The following is a 21528-nucleotide window of genomic DNA, read 5'->3' on the forward strand; positions in this document are numbered from 1 at the left end:
CGGGAATGAGTGCCGATTCTGTACGAGTTCCCATGCAGCGGCCGCGCGGCATTTACTAGGTGATCGGAGTGAGATCGTCGACGCCGTCATCGCAGACCTGGAGAACGCTCCCGTCGACGCGAAGCTCAAGGCCCTGTTAACCATCGCGGGGAAAGTTCGACGCGATGGTCGAACGGTGACCCCTGAAGATGTCCATACGGCGCGGATGGCGGGCGCCGATGACAAAGCGATTCACGACACCGTTCTGATTGCAGCCATGTTCTGCATGTACAACCGATACGTCGATGGCCTCGCCACCCTCACGCCCCAGGATCCTGAACTCTACAGGGAAATGGGGAAGCGATTGGCGACGCAGGGTTACGTCGGCTGAAACACCTTCACCCCAGTTAATCGAGGTCAACACCTTCCGCTTCCGCGCAGCTTCTGCTCTGGAGCCACAAAGCAATGTCGACCAATCGGAACGACGGACAGACATGGAAACATGCGTACTACCGCCCAGTCGACCTCAATCGAAAAACCTCCTTTCTCGCATCATCTCTTCTGGTGTTCTCACGGCTGAGTTTTGAAGGACCGAACTATGAATGAACAGGCGTCGGCTTCCGTTTCCTGGTTTTCAGCACTCTCAGGCATCATGTTGGGAACCGCTTCTTCGGTGGTCCTCGCCGGGCCAGAAGTGGCCCCCGTTGTGGGATTAACACCTCGCTTCGCGATTCTGTCGGATGCCGAAGCCTGGAAGCGCCTCCCGGCAGCGCTCCACGGCGGCAACCAGCCATTGCCCTCGTGGGCAAGAATGCTCGCGTCAGAACTTCCCAAAACGACGGCCGCATTTCTGCAGCTTGATCTGGCCCAGCGTACGAAATCTCCCGTCGATCCGGGCCTGCGAGCCGGGATGCGGTGGATCTCTGCTCGAGCGAACCGATGCGGCTACGCCGAAGCGAATGCGGCGGCGGACGCACTGCGTGCGGGAGTCGAACCAGAAAAGATCATCGGCCTGGCGAAAGAGGGGTACCCCGGGTGGTCCAGCGGCGAGAAAGCGGCCCTCGAATTTGCACGCAAGATGAGCGTCGATTCCGATTCCGTTACCGACGAAGAATTTGCCGCACTGGTCCAGCATTTTGGGCCCAATCAGGCCGCATCGATGGTCCTGCACATGGCCTACTCTAACTTTCAGGACCGTCTGCTGCTCAGTCTGGGAGCGCCACTGGAACCCGATGGCCCCCTGGCTGCCGTCGACGTCGCATTCCCACCGGAAGCGTTCGTCACCAAGACGACACCGCCGCCCCCCTTGAAGAAGTCGTCGCTGCCAAAGCCCAATGGCGCAGATCTGGTGCAAGACGATCCGCAATGGAAACGGTTCACGTACGAACAACTGCAAGAGCGTCTTGAAGCGCAAAGACAAAAACCAACGCGTCTGCCGATACCCTCGTGGGACGAAGTCAGCCGTAATCTGCCCGAAGGGCTGATGAAGACGCCGAGCGACATTGTCTGGTACCGAATCGTGTTCGGCTATGCCCCCGAACTGGCCGTCCCTTTTGAGATCTTCATGAGGACCGCCGGGGCAGAGATTGGTCCCCGCTGGGACCGGATTTTCGGACAGGGACTCTTCTGGGTCACGACCCGAGCGGTTGTCTGCCCCTATTGCATGGGTCACTGTGAAATGAACTGGGAAGTGGCAGGACTGAATGCAGAGGAAATTGCCGAGCGCAGTCGTCTGCTGGCGAGTGACGACTGGTCCAGCTTTCCTCCTGCGGAACAGCATGCCTTTGCATTCGCTCGCAAGTTGACCAGAACTCCGTGGGCAGTCTCCGATGATGACGTGGCCGAACTCTCCCGCGACTTCGGAACAGATCGGGCGCTGTTCGTGCTGCTTAACGCCAGCCGTTACCACTACATGACGAGAATCTCGAACGGCTTCCAACTGACACTGGAGCGAACCAATGTCTTTTACGACTACTACAACGTGAAGACAGCAGAACATTCCCAAGAGGGTTCCCCCGCAGTCCCCCTGCTCAGTAACGAGCAAGCCTGGAAGAAGCTGCCAGATGTCGTTACCCGGGACGGAGCGGAACTTCCCGTCTGGGTCCGCGCTGTCGCATCACATCTTCCCCGCACTGCCGCCGCCATGCTGCAACTGGACTACGCGCACCGGATGCAGAGTCCGCTCGACCCGATACTGCGTGCGAAGATGCGGTGGGTGATTGCTCATGCCAATCGTTGCCGTTATTCCGAAGCGTACGCACTCGCAGACCTTGAGCGAGCCGGACTGTCTCAAGCGGCCCGCAAGGTGTTGACCGGTGAACCTGCCGTCTGGCCGGCGGATGATCGGGCCCCCCTGGAGTTTGCTCGCCTCCTCACCGTGGCGGCTCCCACGATACCGGACGAGCTGTTCGAAACCTTGCGTCAACGCTACGGCGATAAGCGGGTCGCCTCAATGGTCCTGCTCGCCGCCTACGGTAACTTCCAGGATCGAATCGTTCTGGGGCTGAACCTTCCGATGGAGGAACACGGGCCCCTTCCTCCACTCTCGGTGACGTTCGCGGAAGGGGCTCTACAGCTCGCCCCGATCATGCCGCCTCATACAACGGCAGAAGCGCTCGTCGAGTCGGGAACCTCGGTCGTCAGCCACGATCCCAAATGGTCACAGCTCTCCTACGATGACTTGCAGGGACGTCTGGAACGCCAGCGCGATCGGAAGCCGCGGCTACCGATCCCCAGTTGGGACGAAGTGAAGAAGAATCTGCCCCCTGCGATGGCTGCTCGCCCGACACGCATCATCTGGAACCTGGTCTGTTCCGGGTACGTTCCCGAGCTGGCCGTTCCCTGGGGAATTTCAACCCGAACGATGTGGGCCGAGACCAAGCCAGACCGCATCTTCGAAGAAAGTCTGTTCTGGATCCAGACTCGCAGCATCGAATGCAACTATTGCATGGGGCACTGTGAAATGCTGCTGGAAGTGGCGGGACTGGATAAAAACGCGGTCGCAGAACGAACACGTCGACTGGCCAGTGCAGACTGGTCGGCATTTCCTCCGGCCGAGCAACGAGCCTATGCGTACGCTCGCAAGCTGAGCAAGACCCCCTGGGAGCTCACGCCAGAAGACTATCGCACACTCGTCGAGGACCTGGGTCCTGAACAGGCGATGGCGACCTTCTGGTGGTTGTGCCGAGGTCTCTACATGACACGAATCTCTGATGGATTCCAGCTTCCGCTGGAGCGTGAAAACGTTTTCCAGAGCCCTCCAGCCCCCGCACAAACTGGAACCACGCCCGTTACGCCCAAGCAGGAAAAATAGCCGATCAGCGGTCGATCTCTGTCCGAAACGAAACTGTCCGAATTCTCATCTCATCTGCATCACGTCTGCCTAAGGAAGCATCTATGAAGAAAAAGTTCTCACTGATCGCCGCGGGATTGGTCCTCTCATCGTCCGGGTTCACCTACGGCATCGATTCCAAAACAACACCCCGTCCCGTTCCGCTGACACGCCCCGAGATGAAAGAGTATCTGGAGGATATGAAGTCGCGGACTCCACGAATTCCTCTTCCTGAACTGACCGAAGAAGACAAAGAAAAACTGGGTGAACGGGGCGGCAGCTACGAAGGACGTCTGCGATATCACTACATGCCCGGCGGGGACTTGCGTGGAACGGGCACTGGTAACGCAGGACGCTCCGGCACCGGATTACCCGGTGGTGGGCAAGGTTTCGGTGGCGGTGGTGGAGGGGGACGAGATAACGATCCCGACAACACGCTCAGTTACAAATTCAAGGTGCAGCTCTTCTGGATTGTTTCCCGCACCAACAACTGTCAGTACTGCCTGGGCCATCAGGAATCCAAGCTGTTGGCTGCCGGGATGACGGAAGACGAAATCGCGGCGTTGGACAGTGAATGGGAGGCATTCCCGGAAGCCGAGCAGGCCGCGTTTGCCTTCGCTCGCAAATTCACATACGAGCCTCACCTGCTGAGTGATGCCGATATTGCGAAACTGCGAGCCCATTTTACAGATCAGCAAATCCTGGAAATGATCCTCTCGATGGCAGGCAACAACTCCATCAACCGCTGGAAGGAAGGGGCCGGAGTTCCTCAGTCAGCTAACGGGGGCGGATTCGGCAGGCGGCAGGAAGCAGCCGGGCAGGGGGGAACGACCCAGGCAGCGGCGGCCAGTCCTCGACACGAATCGTACCTGACGCCGACCGCGGATCGATTCCAGAACAAAGTGACGAAGGTCGCCCCGCTGTTGATCGATCTGACAACCCGTCAGCCCACCCGGCAGACGGTCTCTGATCGTCCTCCCCTGGAAACACGCTCCGAAGTTGAAACGGGGCTTGAGGCCGCAAAGCAACGCACACCCCGGCTGCCACTGGTCGAGGAAGCAAAGGCACGGGAATTCGTCTCCAGCGACTGGCCAGAAGGTCCACTGCCACAGTGGGTGCGACTGCTGGCAAACTTCCCCAACAGTGCAAAAAACCGGATTGCCGGTATTCAATCCGCAGAAACGCGAGGGGACCTTACCCCGCTGATGAGAGCACAGGTGAGCTGGATTATCGCACGTCAGGATCGTGCCTGGTACGCAACGGGACTGGCAAAGCAGCGATTGAAAGAACTGGGCCAGTCGGAGGATCAGATCTATACACTCGATGGGGACTGGAGCGAGTTCACCCCGACAGAACGCTCGCTCTTCACTGTCGCGAAGAAGCTGGCTACGACACCCGTCGTGCTGACAGACGACGACGTCGATGCGGCGGTGAAGCTTGCCGGCCCGAGAGACGTCGTTCAACTGATCAGCTACACCACCAACCGGGCTTCATTCGATCGTATTACCGAAGCGGCAGGGTTGGCGCTGGAGTGACCCCGGCACGCGCCCTCTGATTCACTCGTCCAGGGAGGCAAGAACGAACACGGCATCGCACCAGTTGGCATAGTCACCGACGTCAGCGTACTCGCCAAACTCAACGGTCAATGTCAGCTTTTTGCCTCCCTCAAGACTGAGATTCTTTGTACTTCTCACGGGAGCTTTGCCGGTCATTTCGGGACTGGACCAGATCCGGCGACCGTCGAGTTCCACCGTGAAACGCACACTTCCCAGATCCGTCGCAACATCATCGATTCCCACCAGGGCACGAAAGGCTTTCTCATCACCTCGCAGCGCGTAAGTGGCAGACATCCGGCTGTGCATTCCCAGTCCCGTCACATATTCGGTCTCCTGGACCGTCAGGGGACCGTGCAGGACATTCGCATTGCGGACCAGTGACCATCTGCCGGAAAGATAAGGGGTGTACTCGACCTTCTCAGGTTCATAGTCTGCGACGGGAACGATTCCATCACCAAAGAAATGGCAGCCGACGACCGCGGCAACCGGCAAAGCAAAGCTGCCGAGGTGAGTCGATTTTGCCTTCAGAAACTCCTCTTCGATCTCCAGTCCGGTGACCGTGAGCTGACTTCCATCGACGAGCATCAGGACGACTCGTTTCCCCTGCGGACGTGTTAAGGTTGCAAGTTCAGGATCCAGCCGGATCGCACGTACGCGGCTGCGATCGAGCTTCAGTGTCTTACCAGCCACCTTCAGTTCGACAAACGCAGCATCCAGTCGCTGAAACTCGCCGAACGTTCGATCACCATTCGAGAGCATCACCAGATCACTCCCTGCCGAGAGGGTTTCCAGATCGGCAATCAATCGCAGTCGCTCCTGAACCGTATGGGGCCAGTCAAAAATGATCGCGGTGATATCTTCGAGGGGAATCGAGGACAGTTCCTTGTCGCTCCGAACCGTCCATGACAAAGAGAGAACCTCTTTGTCGACGGTGAGGGACCGCGCCGCCAGACGATCACCATTTGTCAGCCAGATGGAAGGTGACGTATGACTGCGAGTCGGATTGGAACGCTCAAACCTGACAGACTGCAGCCGGGAATGCTGGAAGAGACGTTCTTCAGGAGATGCCAGGACCAGTTGGTCCGTCGACCAGGATTTCAAACTCCCCTCGAATTGTTCCCCGGCGATGTCGGTTAAGCGGACAAGATCCTGCGCCTGCAATGGCCTTGCTGACCCAGCGAGAAGGAAAACAAGCACCAGCAAGCACCTGCCTGCTGTTTGACGAAAGCAAATTGGATCGGTCACTTGGAATTTTCCTTCGCGAGTCTGCGTCTGTCGGAATGATCTCGGTGGTACCGACTTGAGTGGGGTGCCTGAAGTTCCCGGCCTTGCTGCGGCAAATTTGCAACGACCGGGCCGACGGCCATGGTTCTCAGTACGGCGATTCACTCCTGTTGAAACAGGTCTTGCTCATCTCGTACCAGCAGACTTTTTCCTACGTCGGCCCACTTCCTTGCAATACGCTTGCCGAGTCTGGCTCATGCCGGGCGACTGATTTCATCGCTGAAAAATCGGAAGCAGATTGTTCGGCATCTGAAGGATCAGGCAGGCCATGCTGGTTCCGTACACATCATTAATTTGCAGATCGGTCCACCCTCCATCGGGACCTTGGCGAGCGAGGAGTTCATCACGAATGGCGGGATACCATTGTCGCCAGTTTTCCTCACCAGCGTGCCACATTGCCTGAACGGCGTAGTAATGTCCGTAAAAGTAGTGATTGTTGGTGGGAATCAAATCCTGACGTGGCGGAAACCTCAGCAGATAGCCCAGTCCCCTTTCCAGATCCCGTCCATCGGTGACGCCTGCGTTATAGAGGACGACAACACCTGCAGCCGACCGGGGAAACTCGCTCATCGGTCTATCACCCAATCGATACCGGAATCCTCCGTCCGCGTTCTGGCATTTGCGGACATATTCGACACAGTTGTCGACCGTGGTTTTCGGAACGGCGATCCCGCAATTTCTTGCCGCGCGCAAGGCCATCATCTGGCAAACGGTGACAGAGACGTCGGCGTCTCGCCCGTCGGGCTTGTAGCGCCAGCCCCCTTCTTTGTTCTGCGAATTGATGATGAGTTGAGTGGCCGACTTCAGCGATTCGCGAATCTCGGGCTTGGGGCTCATCCCGTAGACTTCCGCCAGAAACAGCGTGGCGAAACCGTGCCCATACATGGGACCATGCTCAGGGCTGTCGTCCCGCTTGATGAAGCCCGACGGGCTGACGCACGAGAGAATGTACTCAACGGACTTATCAACCTTTTTGCCGTAGGGTCCGCGGCCGGGAACGTGCCCCGCCGAGAGAAAGGCCATACCTGCAAGGGAGGTGACGGCGACGTTCCGCTTATAACTGTTGGCGAAGTACCAGCCTTCGTCATGCTGGCGGTTCGCCAGAAAGACCAGTCCCCGGTCGATCGCTTTCTGCGTCTCGGGAGTAATGAATTCGTGACCCCGCGCTTCGAAGGATCGCGCATTGGGGGAGGAGACCGTAGTTTGAGTTTGTGCGGAGGCGACTTGGCAGTGACTCAATGATCCGACGAAGCAGGCTGCGATGAGCAGAGACTGTAAGGCACTAAGGAGATTACCGCGTAGATTACCAGGCCGGGACCGTAACGATGGGGGACTGGAGCTGAGGATCTCTCCAAAGTGGGGCTTCATTCCGGACGGTGCGCGCCGGCGCAGGAGAGTCCAGCACCGAATACCGCTGTTGTGGAAATCCATTGGCCGCCTTGAGGAATCGGAGATCGTAATCTTTCCGAGTATCCGTCCGAGGCTCAATGAAGGTACGCGGACGGGTGAAAGTGTTAGGCCCGGCAGATTCATCCGGAAACGGATCATGAATATTGTACGACCTCGCTTCAACGGCAGCCGGCCGGGGAATCCAACTCAGAAATCGAGTCTCCTGAGTTCCACAGCAGCCTGACGCCATGACCAATATCAGTAAAGCTGTCACGCATTCCTTTGCGCGGTCCATATCCATCGCTCCTTCGTTTCGGAGATTCACCGATCCATCGGCAAACTCCGCCGGAGTTGGATTATAGTCAAGATTCGAATTCGCCGGATAGGCCGACTCGATCCGCTACCAGGCACCCCATCCTAAACGTCGCCGTAAAGTATTTCACTGCTGAAATTTATCTCGAACCATCAACTTTGCGCGATTGACCGCCGGGGCCGCTAGAACAAATTTCAGGAGCCTTTCATCTGGCCATTTATTTTTCATGTACTCGTGCATAGATTGTACCTACGTGCTCTGGGGGACGGAACGGCGCAAATTGGACCAGGTCACTGCGAATGACGCAGTGGCGCAGGAGTAGTGCTGAGCATGAATTCAGTCAGGCCGACAGCAAAGGACTTAAGCGATGGCTGAATTCCGTGATAGCCATGACCAATTGACGTTTCTCGACTCCTCCAACGACGTTCACCTCAGTCACCCCACTTTATTCACGACATCACGAGTGAGTTCCAATTCGTCACCCGTACTGATTCGGGAAGTCATCGCGCTGGTCCTGTTGGTCGTGCTGTCCGATCTGACACTCTATCGATCGGTTGGATACGCCGGGCCGGCTGTCTTGTTCGTTCTTGGACCGCTGCTGCTGTGTCTGGGAACTGTCCGCCTCGTGGGGGATCTGAGCCTCTGGATTCTCAGTCCCATGCTGGCTCTGCTGTCGCTTCGCTTGCTGTGGTGCGGATCGCATCTGGCTGTGATCACCGGGTTTGTCCTGCTGTGCTGTTTTACGATGAGCCTCGCCGGCTTGCGGCCGTATCTGACGCAAGTTGTCGTATTTACGTCGAAATGGATCGAAGCGGGCTACCGGGGACTACATCATTACTTTCGGACCCTTTCCCGTTTGAGCCCCGTCGTATTGCGGACGCAATCGTTTTCCATCGCACTCCCCATCCTCACCTTCGTCGTATTTTCGTCGATTTTCGTGATGGCGAACCCGCATCTGGTACGCTCGCTCGGGCGGAAATTCAGCCGGTTGGTGGTGAATCTCGACCTCTGGATGCAGCAGCTTCACTTTTCCGAAGTCCTGTTCTGTCTGGTCGCGACCTGGCTCGCAGTCGGAATGCTGAGACCCGCCGTCCGACAGTTTGAATTGTCAGACCGTGAGCCTTACCAGAAACAGCAGATCACCAAATCTCCCTACTACGAACCCTATCGCAACTCGCTCGTGGTCGTGATTGGTCTGTTCACGCTGTACCTGATTTTCGAATTTCAGACGCTCTGGTTTCGGACCTTTCCGCCGGGTTTTCATTACTCCGGATACGCCCACGAAGGGGCGATCTGGCTGACAATCGCGTTGGGCCTGGCCACCATCATGCTGTCGCTGATCTTCCGCGGCACAATTTTAAGAGACCCCCGACTGGCGCGTCTGAAGACGCTTTCGTGGGTCTGGTCTCTGCAGAACATGATTCTGGCGATGGCCGTGTTCAACCGACTGTTTATTTACATCGGATTCAACGGTATGACCCGCATGAGGGTCATCGGAATTCTCGGAGCCGCGTCCGTGGTCTGCGGCTTTCTGCTGGTGCTTCAAAAGATCGCACGGGGTCACAGTTTCACCTGGTTGATTCGACGCCAGTTGTGGACCGTCTCCGTCGCGATCTATTTGTACGCAGTTCTCCCCGTAGATGCTTTCGTTAACCAGTACAACGTCAATCGAGTACTCGAAGGGGACCTGCGGCCCTCAGTCCAGATCAGTGCACATCCCACGAGCGATGAAGGGTTGCTCTGCCTCAGATCCCTGACGGATCTTCCCAATGACTTCATTCGCGAAGGTATTCGGGCGATGCTGACCGAACGCTGGATCGAATTATCAGAAAAGAGTCCAGTGCCCGCGCCCCGGCACTGGACCGCAAAACAATTCGCCAGCGATCGCTTGAAGAAGCAACTGTCGCGAATCGCTCCTCGGTGGCAAAACTCCTCTGAAGTCGCAGAGACCGATGAATCGAGCCATTTGCGGCGACGGAGCAAGATCGAGGAATTCCGCGTCTACGCTTACCAGTGGTACTGATCGCTCCGTGGTGTAGATGACCGAGGGGCGCAGGAGCGGCCACGAAGATCTGCTGATTGTTCATCGCGGCCAGACTTCCGTGCCCCCTTCGATAATTGAACTTCCCTAAAACATCACGGCCGTCGTCAGAAATTTTTCTAGCGAGAAGATCTCTCCGGGAATAGCGACGCGACTGCGACTCACTGTGCCGTATAGCCTCCGTCGACCATCAAGAGCGACCCGGTCACGAATGACGCTTCTTCCGAGGCCAGGAACAAAATCGGGTAAGCGATCTCGCGAGGTTCAGCGATTCTTTTCAGCAGATGAGCGCCTCCCCACGCGGGATCCGCTTCCGCCGCTTTGCGGTCCAATCCTGCTTCGGAGGTCAATCGTTCCACAATTTGAGTCCAGACGACACCGGGCGCCACGGAATTGACTCGGATGTTATCCGGCGCCAGATCCATCGCCATGCAGCGGGTCATACTGGCAATCGCCGCTTTCGTGGCGTTGTACGTCACCATTTCCTTTTGGGCGATCACGCTCGAAATCGAAGCGAGATTCACGATCGAACCGCCCCCTCCCTTCCGCATCAGCGGAACGCAGTACTTTGCACAAAGGGAAGGCCCGACGACATTGACGTCCAGGATTTCGCGCCACTCCTGAACTGTAGCATCGATTCCCTTGAGCACGAACACGGCGGCATTATTCACGAGAATATCGAGCTTTCCGAACGCATCTTCGACAGCCGCAGCCATGCGTTGAATGCTCGATTCGTCTCCCACGTCGGTCGGCACGAACAGAGCTTGCCCGCCCCGCTGGGTAATCGCCGCAGCCACCTCGCGGCCACTCGCTTCGTCGCGTTCCGCAATCACCACCCGGGCGCCTTCTTCGGCGAACAATTCGCACGTTGCGCGACCGATTCCTGCTCCCCCACCGGTTACGACAGCAACTTTGTTTTTCAGACGGTCCATACGGATGGGCTTCCTGCAACGAGAGATAACGGGAGAAACACATCAGCCATTATGCATATCGAATTTCGCAGCTGCCACTGATTTCGAACGTTCTGCACGGGATTCCCTTCCGCCCGAGCGTCGAACCAGCGAAGATGCAAGGCTCGCCCGGGCCGCGTTCACGGAACGATTGATCTGCGGGTGTGCGCAGGAATTATGCTGAATTGACTGACGACGAACGTGCGAATCGCAGAGATTTTTCATTCGATCCAGGGAGAAGGGGAGTTTTCAGGAACGCCGTCGGTCTTCGTGCGCACGACCGGTTGCAATCTTCGGTGCTGGTTCTGCGATACGCCCTACGCTTCATTTCGTCCCGAAGGGGCTCGCCGCGACAGTGCCGAGGTTTTGAACGAAATCCTGAGCGTTGACTGCGAGCATGTCGTCATCACCGGCGGAGAACCATTGCTCCAGCCCGAGGTCGTGCCTCTGGCACGAACCCTTCGACAACAGGGGAAGATCGTTACGCTGGAAACGGCGGGAACCGTTTTCCGTCCGATTGAGGTTGATCTGATGTCGATCAGCCCGAAACTCTCAAACTCGTCCCCGCGTGATTCGGTTCGCTGGAAAGAACGCCATCAGCGTGACCGCCATCGCCCCGGTGTGATTCAGCAGTTGCTCGAAACGTCCCGGTACCAGCTCAAGTTCGTGGTGGATCAGCCGGAGGATCTGGATGAGATCGTCGCCTACCTGACCGGTTTTCGCACCGTCTCTCCGGAATGCGTCTGGCTGATGCCGCAAGGAGTGAAACAGGAGGAACTGGTTCAGAAAGAAGCCTGGCTGGCCCCGGCCGCGGCGAGGTTGGGATTCCGCTTCTGCCCTCGCAAGCAGATCGAAATGTTTGGGAATGTCCGGGGAACCTGAAACGGACGCGGACCGATGTTGCGTTAAGACCAAACCTCGATCGCGCAAACGCAGCTTCGGGCGTGTCTCGTTCCGGGGCTGTAAAAGGTACCGGGATAAAACAAAGCATCTCCCAGGTCTGCCGATCGCTGGCGATGAGACAGACCTGGGAGAGGAATCCACTGAGTTATGCAGCACACCGAATCATCGCAGTCAGTTTTTCGACGGGGCGATGCTGCTGGTCTGTTTTTGAATCGCCACCACAAGCCGGTTCGAGTTGAAATCGGTTGAGGCGGTCGTCATCCAGGGGGACGTGACGTACGGCACGATCCGTTGGTCCTGCTGGAAGTCCATCCCGCGGTAAGCCCAGCATTCGACATCCGGCAGGGAATCGACGAGCGACGCCAGTTCGGTAGGGGTAGGAGCAACGTACCGACCTGCGAATCGATCAATCGTCTTCTGAACAATCGGATTACTCTTGTTAGGAACAACAACCACAATCCGGCCACCACTGCTGACGCGATTCCAGAGTGTTTTGAGTGTCTGCTGCCAGCCGACAAGTTGCAGCAGTTCGATGCAGAAGATCAGATCAAAGCGTCCGAGCGACCGGCAGAACTCCTCATCTTCCGGGGTGCCGACTTCCCAGCGTACGTGGGGATACCTGACACGACACTCGGAAATGGATTCTTCAATGATATCAACCCCGACCACCTCGCTGGCCAGCAAGGCTGCCAGAACCAGCGAAAGCTGACCACGCCCGCAGCCAACATCCAGACAACGCTTCCCACAGACGGGCCCGGCCGCTTCAAGGGCGATCCCAAACGTCTGGCCTTGAACGTGAGCGTTCGAATAGTCGAGCCACGTGGTCTCGTTCGCGTAGATCTTGTGGTAGTAATCGACCCAAGAAGAGGAAGATGACGTTGTCATTGGGCGGGCTCCATGAAAAAGGCGGACGGCGAGCGTTCCAGAACCAGAGCAAACTAGTCTGGAAATGGGGAGTGCCCATTCGTCGGATTGTGAGCCCAGCTCTCCATCGAGGGCTGGAAACGGCAACCTGCAGAGGAACGTCAATTACTTACGCAATCCGACAATCCCACAACTCGACATGGCATGCCCCTTCGATCCCGACTTTTTAGGTCAATCTCAAAAACCCGCAAACGGCGCGCACCCCAATTCGAATCCATTCGAGGAAAGTTTGAGGAAACTAGACCCACCTTCCGTCCAACTGCGGCAAGATCTGCATGCTCGCGTTACTCAAGGGGAACCAGATGCATCACCTGCCCCCCTCGATACCCCGGCGAAGCCCGTCCCGTCCCACCTGGCTTTCGGTTCAAAGCGAGATATCCAGACGCCTCTCCAGTAAATCCGGGCCATACCGTGGGCGCAAAAGAACCCCCAGCCAGGAAGTTGCTGCGAACAGCGACGAATTCCTTGTTGGGGGTTCCGAAGTTCCGGGGCATTGGTCACCCACCCGGATCCAAACGGGTTACTGCATTCAATGCCGGTGGCGAAATCACGGTGGATGCGACGCACATTACGAGTCGAAGCCGCTACGCCATCAGCAGTTGCAGTCGCTCAGGGCTTGGCGGAGACAGCCACACCGGCCTGCTTCTGGAGCACTACGACCATCCGGTTGGAGGAAAACTCTTTCACGACCGTGTTCGCCCAGGGGGACGTGACATACGGAACAAGTCGCTGGTCCTGTTGAAAATCCATGCCCCGATAACCCCAGCAGTCCAGGTCGGGCAGTTCTGCCACCAGCGCGGCGATTTCAGCGGGATTAGGGGGCGCATATCGTCCCTCGAACCGGGCGATTGTCTTCTGCACAATCGCATTGTCCTTATTCGGCACGATTACCACGATCCTTCCACCGGCATTGAGCTGCTTCCATAGCAAATGCAGACACTTCCGCCAGTCGACGTAGTGCAACATTTCAATCAGGAAGATGACGTCAAACTGTCCGAGCGACTGGACGAACTGTTCGTCTTCCAGCGTCCCGACTTCCCACTGGACGTGGGGATGCTGATCGCGGCAGGCGGCAATCGATTCCGCCACGATATCGACACCAACGACACGACTTGCCTGCAAACCAGCCAGTGCCAGCGAGAGGTGGCCTCGCCCGCAGCCCACATCCAGACACTGCTTTCCATTGATCGGGCCGGCAGATTCAATTGCCACGCCGAAGGTCTGCCCCTGCACGTGCGCATTTGAGTAGTCGAGCCAGGGACTGCCACCGGCAAAGACTCGCTGATAGTATTCGCCCCACGACTCTTGCTGCGACTCAACCATGTTTGCAACTCTCGGGAAAATGAGACGTGCCAGAAAAGGATACCGTGATGGCAATCACAGAACGGCTGTGGGTGACTAGGCCTTGAAGATCTTCTCGCGACCGTCCTTAACGTTCTTCGTGGCATTCCGCGTGTCGAGCACCATGCGACTATGTTTGACAATAAAGTCGTGGTCGTACGCTGAGTGATCAGTCGAAATCAGGACACAGTCCTGTTCAGCCAGGAACTCAGGAGTCAACGGCTGGCTATCCATCGCCGGCAGGTCGGGATAGTGCCGCATCTTCGGAAGAGAGGGGACGTGAGGATCATTGTAGGTGAGCAGGGCCCCTCGCTTGAGCAAGAGCTTCATCAATTCGAATGAGGGACTCTCTCGCGGGTCATCGACGTCCTTCTTGTAGGCCGCGCCGAGGATACAAATGCGGCTCCCTTTAATCGGCTTGCCCGCTTCGTTCAGGAATTCCGCCAATTGCGAAATCACGTATTGCGGCATGTGGGTATTGATTTCCCCTGCCAGTTCGATGAACCGGGTCTGTTCGCCCCACTTGCGTGCCAGCCATGTCAGATAGAACGGATCGATCGGAATACAGTGCCCACCCAGTCCGGGTCCGGGGTAGAACGCCTGGAAGCCGAACGGCTTCGTCTTCGCCGCATCGATGACTTCCCAGACATCGATACCCATCTTGTCGTAGAGCATTTTCAGCTCGTTCACCATCGCAATGTTCACGGCGCGATAGGTATTTTCCAGAATCTTGGCCGCTTCCGCCACTTCCATGCTCGAGACCCGGACCACTTTCACGACGGCGTGACCGTACATGGCACAGGCGAGATCCCCGCTGAGGGTGTCATATCCACCCACAACCTTGGGAATTGTCGACGCTTCAAAATTCGGATTACCGGGATCCTCACGTTCGGGGCTGAACGCCAGAAAGAAGTCCTTGCCTGCCGTCAGACCCGTGGCGTTCAGGACCGGCAAGACGTTCTCGCGGGTCGTCGTCGGGTGAGTCGTACTCTCGAGCACGACGAGTTGACCAGGACGGAGAGTTGCCGCGATCGACCGCGCCGTCCCCTCGATATAGCTCAAATCAGGATCACGACTCTCGTTCAATGGCGTCGGAACGCAAATGATGATGCAGTCGGCTTCCCGTAGTCGCTGCATATCCGATGTCGGTTCGAATTGCTGTTCCTGAATCAGGCGTGCGATCGCCGCGCTATCGATATGTTTGATGTAACTTTGGCCGGACTTCAGCTTGTCGACCTTCGACTGATCGACATCAAATCCCATGGTCCGGAAACCCGCGCGGGCGAAGGCTCGAATCAAGGGTAGACCGACGTAGCCGAGGCCAATCACGCCCACGATCGCCGTTTTGTCTGCAATTTTTTCAGCAAGTCCGTGTGTTGACATCGTCAATCCATTTTCGAGCAAACCGGATAACTATCGCGCGTATTAAGAAAAAGTGGCCTGATACCGCAGCCGTGCAGTCCGGGTGGCGATTTTCCGTTAACAGATAGGCGATTGGAGTTTACGAAATATCCCAATCAGAGCAATGCCATCTGTCAAAATTGGCGTCTGCCGACACCCTCATCGTGCAGCCCTCAAGAGCTGGCTTGCCTGTCGTCAGGACGGCGATGCGTCTGAAAAAAAGGGGGGGGAGTGAGCCACGTGATTCCCGAACCACGATGCACGTGAAAAGCTCTCACAAGACCTGGCGACGGCGTCTGAGTTGCTGCCGGTCCGGCACAACGCTGAATAAAGAAACGCGAACCGGATCCGGTTCGCGTTCACAATCATCGATCTGTCGGTCGTTACAGATTCAGGATTGTCCGTCCCCGACTAGGCCGCGCGGGGAGCAGGGTGGGAACCTTGAATGACGGCTGCAACCGAGGCAGCTTCGCCCGTCTCAGGCCATACATCTCGGGAAACCCTGGGAAGCGGAATAATAATGGGTTGCATGTCCGACGGTACGACCCGGCTTTGCGGGGCCGTTTCCGTCAGGAAGCGACGTTCTATCAGAACATGGAAGATATAACCCATCGAGATGGACAACAGCAGGACTAACGGGATGCAGACCAGAACGAGCGACAGATCATCGCTGAATCCCGCCGCAATCAATTGCTGGCTCAAAAATTTGACCGGAAACAGATGAGTCAGATAAATACTATACGACATGACTCCGCACGACTTGAGCCAGCGAAGTCCTTTCATCCGAGCGATCCGGTCGTCATAGCGTTTGAGACCGAGAAGAAGACCGGCAAACGCAACCGCTTCGATGATTCTCCACGCGGAAAATTGGGAATTGATACCGAACAAACTGGTCGTTAACGCCAGAGTCGCCAGTCCCGCCATTGCGAGTGCGAGCGCGATGCGGCAGCGAATCGCCTGAGCGGACGTCGCTTGATTCAAGTCCCAGAACAGGCCAATCCCGACCGCAAACATAAACCAGTGCTCATCGAAAAACAGACCCCGAATACGAACTTGATAGTTGAGGAAGAGCAGGTCGATGACAGCAATCGCGAGTGTGAAAAGGGCTGTTGTGCGAAAAAAACGGTGGCCTGAGAACCCCAGCAAGACACCAAACACGACATAGAATTGCAGCTCATAACACAGTGTCCACGCCTGGATAGGAAAGTATTCGGGAGATGTCTGTAAGGCATAACTTACCCAGGCTTCTGTCAACGTGATGCTGCTGACCCATTGAATGGGTGACAGGTTCCACGGCATGGTCAACGACCAGGGCAACTGCTGAAGTACTCCCGGGCTAATAGAGTCAATTACAAAGCAGGCCAGGACTGAACCGAGTAACGCAACCCAATAGGCAGGAAGAATCCTGACCAGACGGCGCCGGAAATAACTCGTGATCGGCGTCCCCTGATTCACGAGCGACCAGGCGGTCGCAGCAATGCAGTATCCGCTGATGACAAAAAAGAACTGGACACCGACCCGCAACCGGGCAACCAGCCAGTTACGCAATTTTGATGCGTTCGTGTGACTCGCTGAAGAGGCACCCGCCGCGACAGGCATTGATGATGAAGCAACCTCAGCATCATTCGTCGACGAAGCGGTCGAGACAGCGGCGACTTCACTAATGCTATAATCGCACATCGGTAATAATGCATGATGGATTACAATAATAAGGCATGCCAGCCCTCTCCAGTGATCCAGGGTCTGGTAACGAGTCGACTTCGTCTTCCCAAGACCATCCGTGGATCGCCTCGAAGCCAGAGGCCCCGAATGAGACATCATTCCGTAATCCATTACAGACATCCTGTGCAACATTAACAGCCTCTAGGCTACTTACTCCTTATTATCGGTTTCTCTTAACATCCCCGACCAAGATCCCAGACTCTGACTGCAACTTTTTTTCCACGCAAAGAAAAAACTCACCCACTCTTACGGAGACATCCCGTTCTACGCAGACTGCCATGCGCACGGCGAGCGGGGGAGGGGATACGTCATTTTTCCCGCTCGACGACGAGGGCTGACAGACGAAGGCAACGTGGACCGCCGAGGAGGGCTCACGGACTCGAGTCGTAGCGAAGTCGAGGTGCTGTCTCAGCGAGGTTGCGCCTCTTCCGTTCTGCCACCCAGTCAGTTCACGACGCATGAAGCTGCACAAGGGGAGAGAACATTCCCGCAGTGAGCAACTTGCGCGCTCCGGCGCTGCAATCAAGAGAGGTGCGTCTACCTCGCTTCGTTTAACCCGTTCAGAAGAGCAGGGGCTTGGGCGCTGAACTGCGGATCTTCGCTGCCGCAGCGATTCAGAAGCGGGAAAGCGCCCACGAAATCGCGAGTCCACTTTCCGGTCAGACGGCGACAGTCCGACTGTGAAGACGCGCGATTCATTGAGCCCTGTCAGGACTTGACGGGTACTCGCAGCAGCATGGCTCCCCAGGAATAACCGACTCCGAAGCCAACCAGCATTACTTGCATGCCCAGCTTCAGCCGACCGTCGGCGAGCACCGTTTGCAGTGCGATTGGAATCGTCGACGAAACGGTGTTTCCGTACTCTTTGAGAGCCAGCACGAAGCGGTCATCCGGAATCTGCAGCTTCGACTTCAATCGATTCAACATGAATTCATTGGCCTGATGAAAGACAAACAGGTCAATGTCGTGCAGGGCTAATTGCGCCCGACTTAAGAGTTCATTCACTGCACGCGGAACGGCATCGAGAGCGAAACTGAAGATCTCGGGGCCGTTCATATACAGAAAATTTTCGGATCCGGAGCTGTCAGTCGCGGTTGCAGCTCCGGAATCCAACGCCACCGTTTCCCCCACCTGGGCTCCACAGGCTGTCCCCTGCGGCAAGTCCCCTTCGGTGCGGAGTGAGTGGCGTTTGAGAATCAGGTTTTCGGCCCCTTTTCCATCGGTCCCATACACATAGGGACCGAAAAGAGGGCGATCGCTTTCCACCGCGCGAATCAACGTGGCTGAGCCCGCATCGCCGAACAGCGAACGAACTCCGACGTCTCCCTCGCGCAGAAATTTGCTGTAAGTTTCTCCCGTCAGGAACAACACCGTCTTCGCCTGACCTGTTTCAATCAGCCCCTGAGCCAGTCCCAGACCGTAGATGTAGCCGGAACAACCAAGATTGAAGTCAAGCGCCCCGATGCCGGTTCGCAGCTTCAGTCGGTCCTGCAACAGACACGCGGAAGTCGGAAGCAGGTAGTCCGGCGACTGTGTGCAGAAGAGAATAAAGTCGATCTCCTCGCGGCTGCAGACCCCGGACTGAAACAGTTTTTCCGCGGCGTGAAATGCAAGGTCAGAAGAACATTCCGTGTCTGCGGCGACGTGACGCTCGGCAATTCCCGTTTTCTGGAGAATTTTGTCTGCAGTCCAGTTCGGAGCCAGTTGGGCGACTTCGTCATTCCCGATGACATGACCGGGAAGATGGTACTCGACAGCGACAATCGACGCGTACATGAGCAGAACTCTCAATTTTCTCGACGTTGCTGGAGAGCTAGCTCGCCAGCAATTCTTCGTCGTCGTTTTTCATCCAGTTAATTCGCTTGGCAGGAACACCCATCATGCTGACACCAGCCCGGACATTACTGATGACGACGCTTCCCGCTCCAATCCGTGAAAATTCCCCCACTCGAGTGTTGGGAACGATCACGGTCTGACAGCCGAGAAAAACACCGCGTTCGAGTTGAACTTGTCCCGCCACATCGGAATGAGGCGACAGCGTACAGCCGTCCCCGATGACCGAATCGTGTCCGGCGAGCGAGCCGACGTTCATCAGCACGAAGTCCCCCAGACGGACATTACAGCATGTGACAGCAAATGGACATATCACACAGCCGACGCCGATCTGCACATCCTGCGCGATGATGGCAGAGGGATGGACATACGAGGCAAAGACGGCCCCTCGCGATTGCAGAGTCTTTCCGATGGTGAGTTTCGCTGCGGGGTCACCCAGGGCCATCAACAGACGATCACCCGGAAGAGGCGAGTAGTCGGAAATCCTCCCACTCCAGCACGATTTCAGCCGTGGGAACGGGTCCAGTGCGTGCGGGTTATCATCCAGAAAAGCGACATGTTGGTCCGATGCGGTTGACCAAAGTCGCCCAAACGTCCATGAATAGACCTCGCGTCCGAACCCCCCGGCCCCCACAATCAACCACCGAGTTGCCTGAGCCCCCTGGGGTGTCAAATTGCGGCCATCGACGATGAGTGGAACCGGCGGATTGGGTTCCAACTCGTCAGGTTCCTCGCTCACTACGCGAAACGTCATCGCCACCTCCAAAGATGAGGGATTCGCAGAACTCATTCCGTACGGGGATCAAAATCCCTTACCTGCCAGATCTTCCGTCACCCGGTCTGCGGGGACGGAAAGTGACGATCCATACGGTAGTTGGCAGCACCGGCATGAACTGCGGGCCTGTGATCCATGTCGATGGTCAAGTCACGACAGAGCTTGAATAACGCGTTTCCAGGTACGAGTAGAGCTCGCCGAATGTCGCGTGCTGCATCAGTTGTCGTGGCTTGATCGCGGTCTGATACGCTTCATCGACGAGCGCGATCAGCCCGAGAAATGTCAACGAACTCCAACCGGGTGTCTCTTCAATCACACAGGATAAATCCAGAGTGCCCGGTTCGAGATCGAACAGTTCGTCCATTTGCTGAAGAAAGACGGATTCGTCCATCTTGGGCCCCCCCAAAAAAATCGCGTGGAATGCAGTGAGAGAAAATCAGTAGCTGCCCATACTTGATCTCGAGAGAGACCGACATGTTGGTCTCTTCGGACTGGTGCTGAACAGCTTCGCGAAACCTCAGTCGAAGCCGTTGAAATCTGTGACGATCGAAGCGACTTTGCCGGGCGTTACGCTTAGATAAGTTCGACCATCCCCCATCGAAACTTGAATCCGACGAACCCAATGGTTCACAACCGTGTCAACGCCAATAGACAATTAAGAATCCGTAATGATTCCACTTCCTCTGCTGCACATCATAAAATCTGCTGTTAAGCAAACCCCCTTTTGAATCGAGGAAACCCATGCGCGGCATCCGTTGCTGGCAAGTTGACGCCTTCACCGACAGACGTTTCGGCGGCAATCCCGCGGCCGTCTGCTGGCTCGAGACTGACCGCGAGACCGAGTGGATGCAATCCGTCGCGGCAGAAATGAACCTTTCAGAGACGGCATTCGTGCGTCCACGTGACGGGTCGCTTGAGCTACGATGGTTTACACCCACAATGGAAGTGGACCTTTGCGGACATGCCACACTGGCCACGGCGCATGCACTGTGGTCCGATGGTCTCTGCTCGCTGGACCAGCCGCTGGAATTCCAGACTCGAAGTGGACTTTTGAAGTGTTCTCGCGCGGACCAGTTCATTGAGATGGACTTTCCCGCGACCCCGGCGACGGTCGTCACCCCCAGCGAGAACTTGCTGCCGGCGTTGGGAATCGACTCAGCGATCGTTGCCCGTTCCCGGTTTTACATGCTCGTTGTGGTGGATACTCCAACGACTGTCCGAAATCTGCAACCGGATTTTGCCCGCCTTATTCATGAGCAGACGCTGGGAATCATTGTCACGGCCCCTTCCGATGACTCCCGGTACGACTTCATTTCCCGTTTTTTTGCTCCGGCAATGGGAGTGAATGAAGATCCTGTCTGCGGTTCGGCGCACTGCTGCCTGACACCCTACTGGGCGGGCCGGTTGGGAAAAACAGCCCTGTCGGCCTATCAGGCGTCGTCACGCGGGGGTGTGCTTCGACTCCGTCTGAACGATGACCGAGTTGTACTCGGAGGTCAGGCGGTCGTTGTCTGGAAGGGTGAGTGCTTCTGTTAGTCCGCCGTTGCGTGCAGGCCGTAATGCTCGGACCTGCGAGGGTCATGAAACCCGCGCGATAGACCAGCGTGAGGACGAACCTCATCAGCGGAAACACTCTCTTTCGCCCTGAGGGGACTACTTCCCAAGATCATGTTCCCCAAATTGCTCATTCTCTTAAGGAATTGTGAACTTTCCGCCAAAAAACGGGTCCCTTGTCGGCTCCGGACCCGAAATGAAAGAACGCGAGCGAAAAGTTATTTCGTATTCC

Annotated in this window: 16 protein-coding genes; 6 read left to right on the forward strand and 10 right to left on the reverse strand. The window is 56.6% G+C overall.

The window, feature by feature from the left end:
• From VGE80_RS20670 to VGE80_RS20680, 3 genes are all read left to right on the forward strand, one after another.
• The coding region (locus tag VGE80_RS20670; RefSeq protein WP_440593967.1) for a carboxymuconolactone decarboxylase family protein at positions 1 to 370 on the forward strand (370 nt) is incomplete at its 5' end.
• Between the two features lie 207 nt (positions 371 to 577).
• Positions 578 to 3292 (forward strand): hypothetical protein, encoded by a 2715-nt coding sequence (locus tag VGE80_RS20675; RefSeq protein ID WP_440593968.1) that lies wholly within the window; start codon positions 578 to 580, stop codon positions 3290 to 3292.
• Positions 3293 to 3375: 83 nt separating this feature from the next.
• The gene (locus VGE80_RS20680; protein WP_440593969.1) at positions 3376 to 4845 is read left to right on the forward strand and encodes a carboxymuconolactone decarboxylase family protein; all 1470 of its coding nucleotides are present in this window, start codon (positions 3376 to 3378) and stop codon (positions 4843 to 4845) included.
• Between the two features lie 21 nt (positions 4846 to 4866).
• On the opposite strand, the gene VGE80_RS20685 is transcribed toward VGE80_RS20680, so the two are convergent.
• Complete coding sequence (locus tag VGE80_RS20685) at positions 4867 to 6063, reverse strand: NPCBM/NEW2 domain-containing protein (protein ID WP_440593970.1); 1197 nt, start codon at positions 6061 to 6063, stop codon at positions 4867 to 4869.
• A gap of 300 nt (positions 6064 to 6363) precedes the next feature.
• Positions 6364 to 7389, reverse strand: a complete 1026-nt coding sequence (locus VGE80_RS20690) for a prenyltransferase/squalene oxidase repeat-containing protein (RefSeq protein WP_440593971.1) — start codon at positions 7387 to 7389, stop codon at positions 6364 to 6366.
• An 830-nt stretch (positions 7390 to 8219) separates the two neighbouring features.
• Between VGE80_RS20690 and VGE80_RS20695 the strand changes: the two genes are divergently transcribed.
• Complete coding sequence (locus VGE80_RS20695; RefSeq protein ID WP_440593972.1) at positions 8220 to 9875, forward strand: DUF4153 domain-containing protein; 1656 nt, start codon at positions 8220 to 8222, stop codon at positions 9873 to 9875.
• Positions 9876 to 10054: 179 nt separating this feature from the next.
• Here VGE80_RS20695 and VGE80_RS20700 read toward each other — a convergent pair whose 3' ends face one another.
• Positions 10055 to 10825 (reverse strand): SDR family NAD(P)-dependent oxidoreductase, encoded by a 771-nt coding sequence (locus tag VGE80_RS20700; protein WP_440593973.1) that lies wholly within the window; start codon positions 10823 to 10825, stop codon positions 10055 to 10057.
• Between the two features lie 219 nt (positions 10826 to 11044).
• Here VGE80_RS20700 and VGE80_RS20705 point away from each other — a divergent pair, with 219 nt between their 5' ends.
• The gene (locus tag VGE80_RS20705) at positions 11045 to 11725 is read left to right on the forward strand and encodes a 7-carboxy-7-deazaguanine synthase QueE (protein ID WP_440593974.1); all 681 of its coding nucleotides are present in this window, start codon (positions 11045 to 11047) and stop codon (positions 11723 to 11725) included.
• A 192-nt stretch (positions 11726 to 11917) separates the two neighbouring features.
• Here VGE80_RS20705 and VGE80_RS20710 read toward each other — a convergent pair whose 3' ends face one another.
• The 7 genes from VGE80_RS20710 to VGE80_RS20740 form a co-directional block, all read right to left on the reverse strand.
• On the reverse strand, positions 11918 to 12631 hold the full coding sequence (locus VGE80_RS20710; RefSeq protein ID WP_440593975.1) for a class I SAM-dependent methyltransferase: 714 nt from the start codon (positions 12629 to 12631) through the stop codon (positions 11918 to 11920).
• A gap of 648 nt (positions 12632 to 13279) precedes the next feature.
• Positions 13280 to 13993 carry a class I SAM-dependent methyltransferase gene (locus tag VGE80_RS20715; protein ID WP_440593976.1) on the reverse strand — a complete coding sequence of 238 codons (714 nt, stop codon included), beginning with the start codon at positions 13991 to 13993 and terminating at the stop codon, positions 13280 to 13282.
• Between the two features lie 75 nt (positions 13994 to 14068).
• Positions 14069 to 15394: a nucleotide sugar dehydrogenase gene (locus VGE80_RS20720; RefSeq protein WP_440593977.1), complete on the reverse strand. Its 1326-nt coding sequence runs from the start codon at positions 15392 to 15394 to the stop codon at positions 14069 to 14071.
• 429 nt (positions 15395 to 15823) lie between these two features.
• The gene (locus tag VGE80_RS20725; protein WP_440593978.1) at positions 15824 to 17266 is read right to left on the reverse strand and encodes an acyltransferase family protein; all 1443 of its coding nucleotides are present in this window, start codon (positions 17264 to 17266) and stop codon (positions 15824 to 15826) included.
• A 576-nt stretch (positions 17267 to 17842) separates the two neighbouring features.
• Positions 17843 to 18910, reverse strand: coding sequence for a 3-oxoacyl-ACP synthase III family protein (locus VGE80_RS20730; protein ID WP_440593979.1), 1068 nt, complete (start codon positions 18908 to 18910; stop codon positions 17843 to 17845).
• 37 nt (positions 18911 to 18947) lie between these two features.
• Positions 18948 to 19721 (reverse strand): acetyltransferase, encoded by a 774-nt coding sequence (locus VGE80_RS20735; RefSeq protein ID WP_440593980.1) that lies wholly within the window; start codon positions 19719 to 19721, stop codon positions 18948 to 18950.
• Between the two features lie 166 nt (positions 19722 to 19887).
• Positions 19888 to 20133, reverse strand: a complete 246-nt coding sequence (locus VGE80_RS20740) for an acyl carrier protein (protein WP_373652918.1) — start codon at positions 20131 to 20133, stop codon at positions 19888 to 19890.
• A 350-nt stretch (positions 20134 to 20483) separates the two neighbouring features.
• Here VGE80_RS20740 and VGE80_RS20745 point away from each other — a divergent pair, with 350 nt between their 5' ends.
• A complete protein-coding gene (locus VGE80_RS20745; RefSeq protein WP_440593981.1) occupies positions 20484 to 21278 on the forward strand; it encodes a PhzF family phenazine biosynthesis protein in 795 nt (264 codons plus the stop codon).
• Positions 21279 to 21528: the final 250 nt, after the last annotated feature.

It is taken from the genome of Schlesneria sp., from assembly GCF_036405755.1.
Lineage (GTDB): Bacteria > Planctomycetota > Planctomycetia > Planctomycetales > Planctomycetaceae > Schlesneria > Schlesneria sphaerica.

Coding starts and splice junctions, on each gene's coding strand:
- VGE80_RS20730 (WP_440593979.1), bottom strand. CDS start 18,910: ATGTACGCGTCGATTGTCGCTGTCGAGTACCATCTTCCCGGTCATGTC.
- VGE80_RS20725 (WP_440593978.1), bottom strand. CDS start 17,266: ATGTTGCACAGGATGTCTGTAATGGATTACGGAATGATGTCTCATTCG.
- VGE80_RS20720 (WP_440593977.1), bottom strand. CDS start 15,394: ATGTCAACACACGGACTTGCTGAAAAAATTGCAGACAAAACGGCGATC.
- VGE80_RS20740 (WP_373652918.1), bottom strand. CDS start 20,133: ATGGACGAATCCGTCTTTCTTCAGCAAATGGACGAACTGTTCGATCTC.
- VGE80_RS20735 (WP_440593980.1), bottom strand. CDS start 19,721: ATGACGTTTCGCGTAGTGAGCGAGGAACCTGACGAGTTGGAACCCAAT.
- VGE80_RS20745 (WP_440593981.1), top strand. CDS start 20,484: ATGCGCGGCATCCGTTGCTGGCAAGTTGACGCCTTCACCGACAGACGT.
- VGE80_RS20675 (WP_440593968.1), top strand. CDS start 578: ATGAATGAACAGGCGTCGGCTTCCGTTTCCTGGTTTTCAGCACTCTCA.
- VGE80_RS20680 (WP_440593969.1), top strand. CDS start 3,376: ATGAAGAAAAAGTTCTCACTGATCGCCGCGGGATTGGTCCTCTCATCG.
- VGE80_RS20700 (WP_440593973.1), bottom strand. CDS start 10,825: ATGGACCGTCTGAAAAACAAAGTTGCTGTCGTAACCGGTGGGGGAGCA.
- VGE80_RS20695 (WP_440593972.1), top strand. CDS start 8,220: ATGGCTGAATTCCGTGATAGCCATGACCAATTGACGTTTCTCGACTCC.
- VGE80_RS20715 (WP_440593976.1), bottom strand. CDS start 13,993: ATGGTTGAGTCGCAGCAAGAGTCGTGGGGCGAATACTATCAGCGAGTC.
- VGE80_RS20710 (WP_440593975.1), bottom strand. CDS start 12,631: ATGACAACGTCATCTTCCTCTTCTTGGGTCGATTACTACCACAAGATC.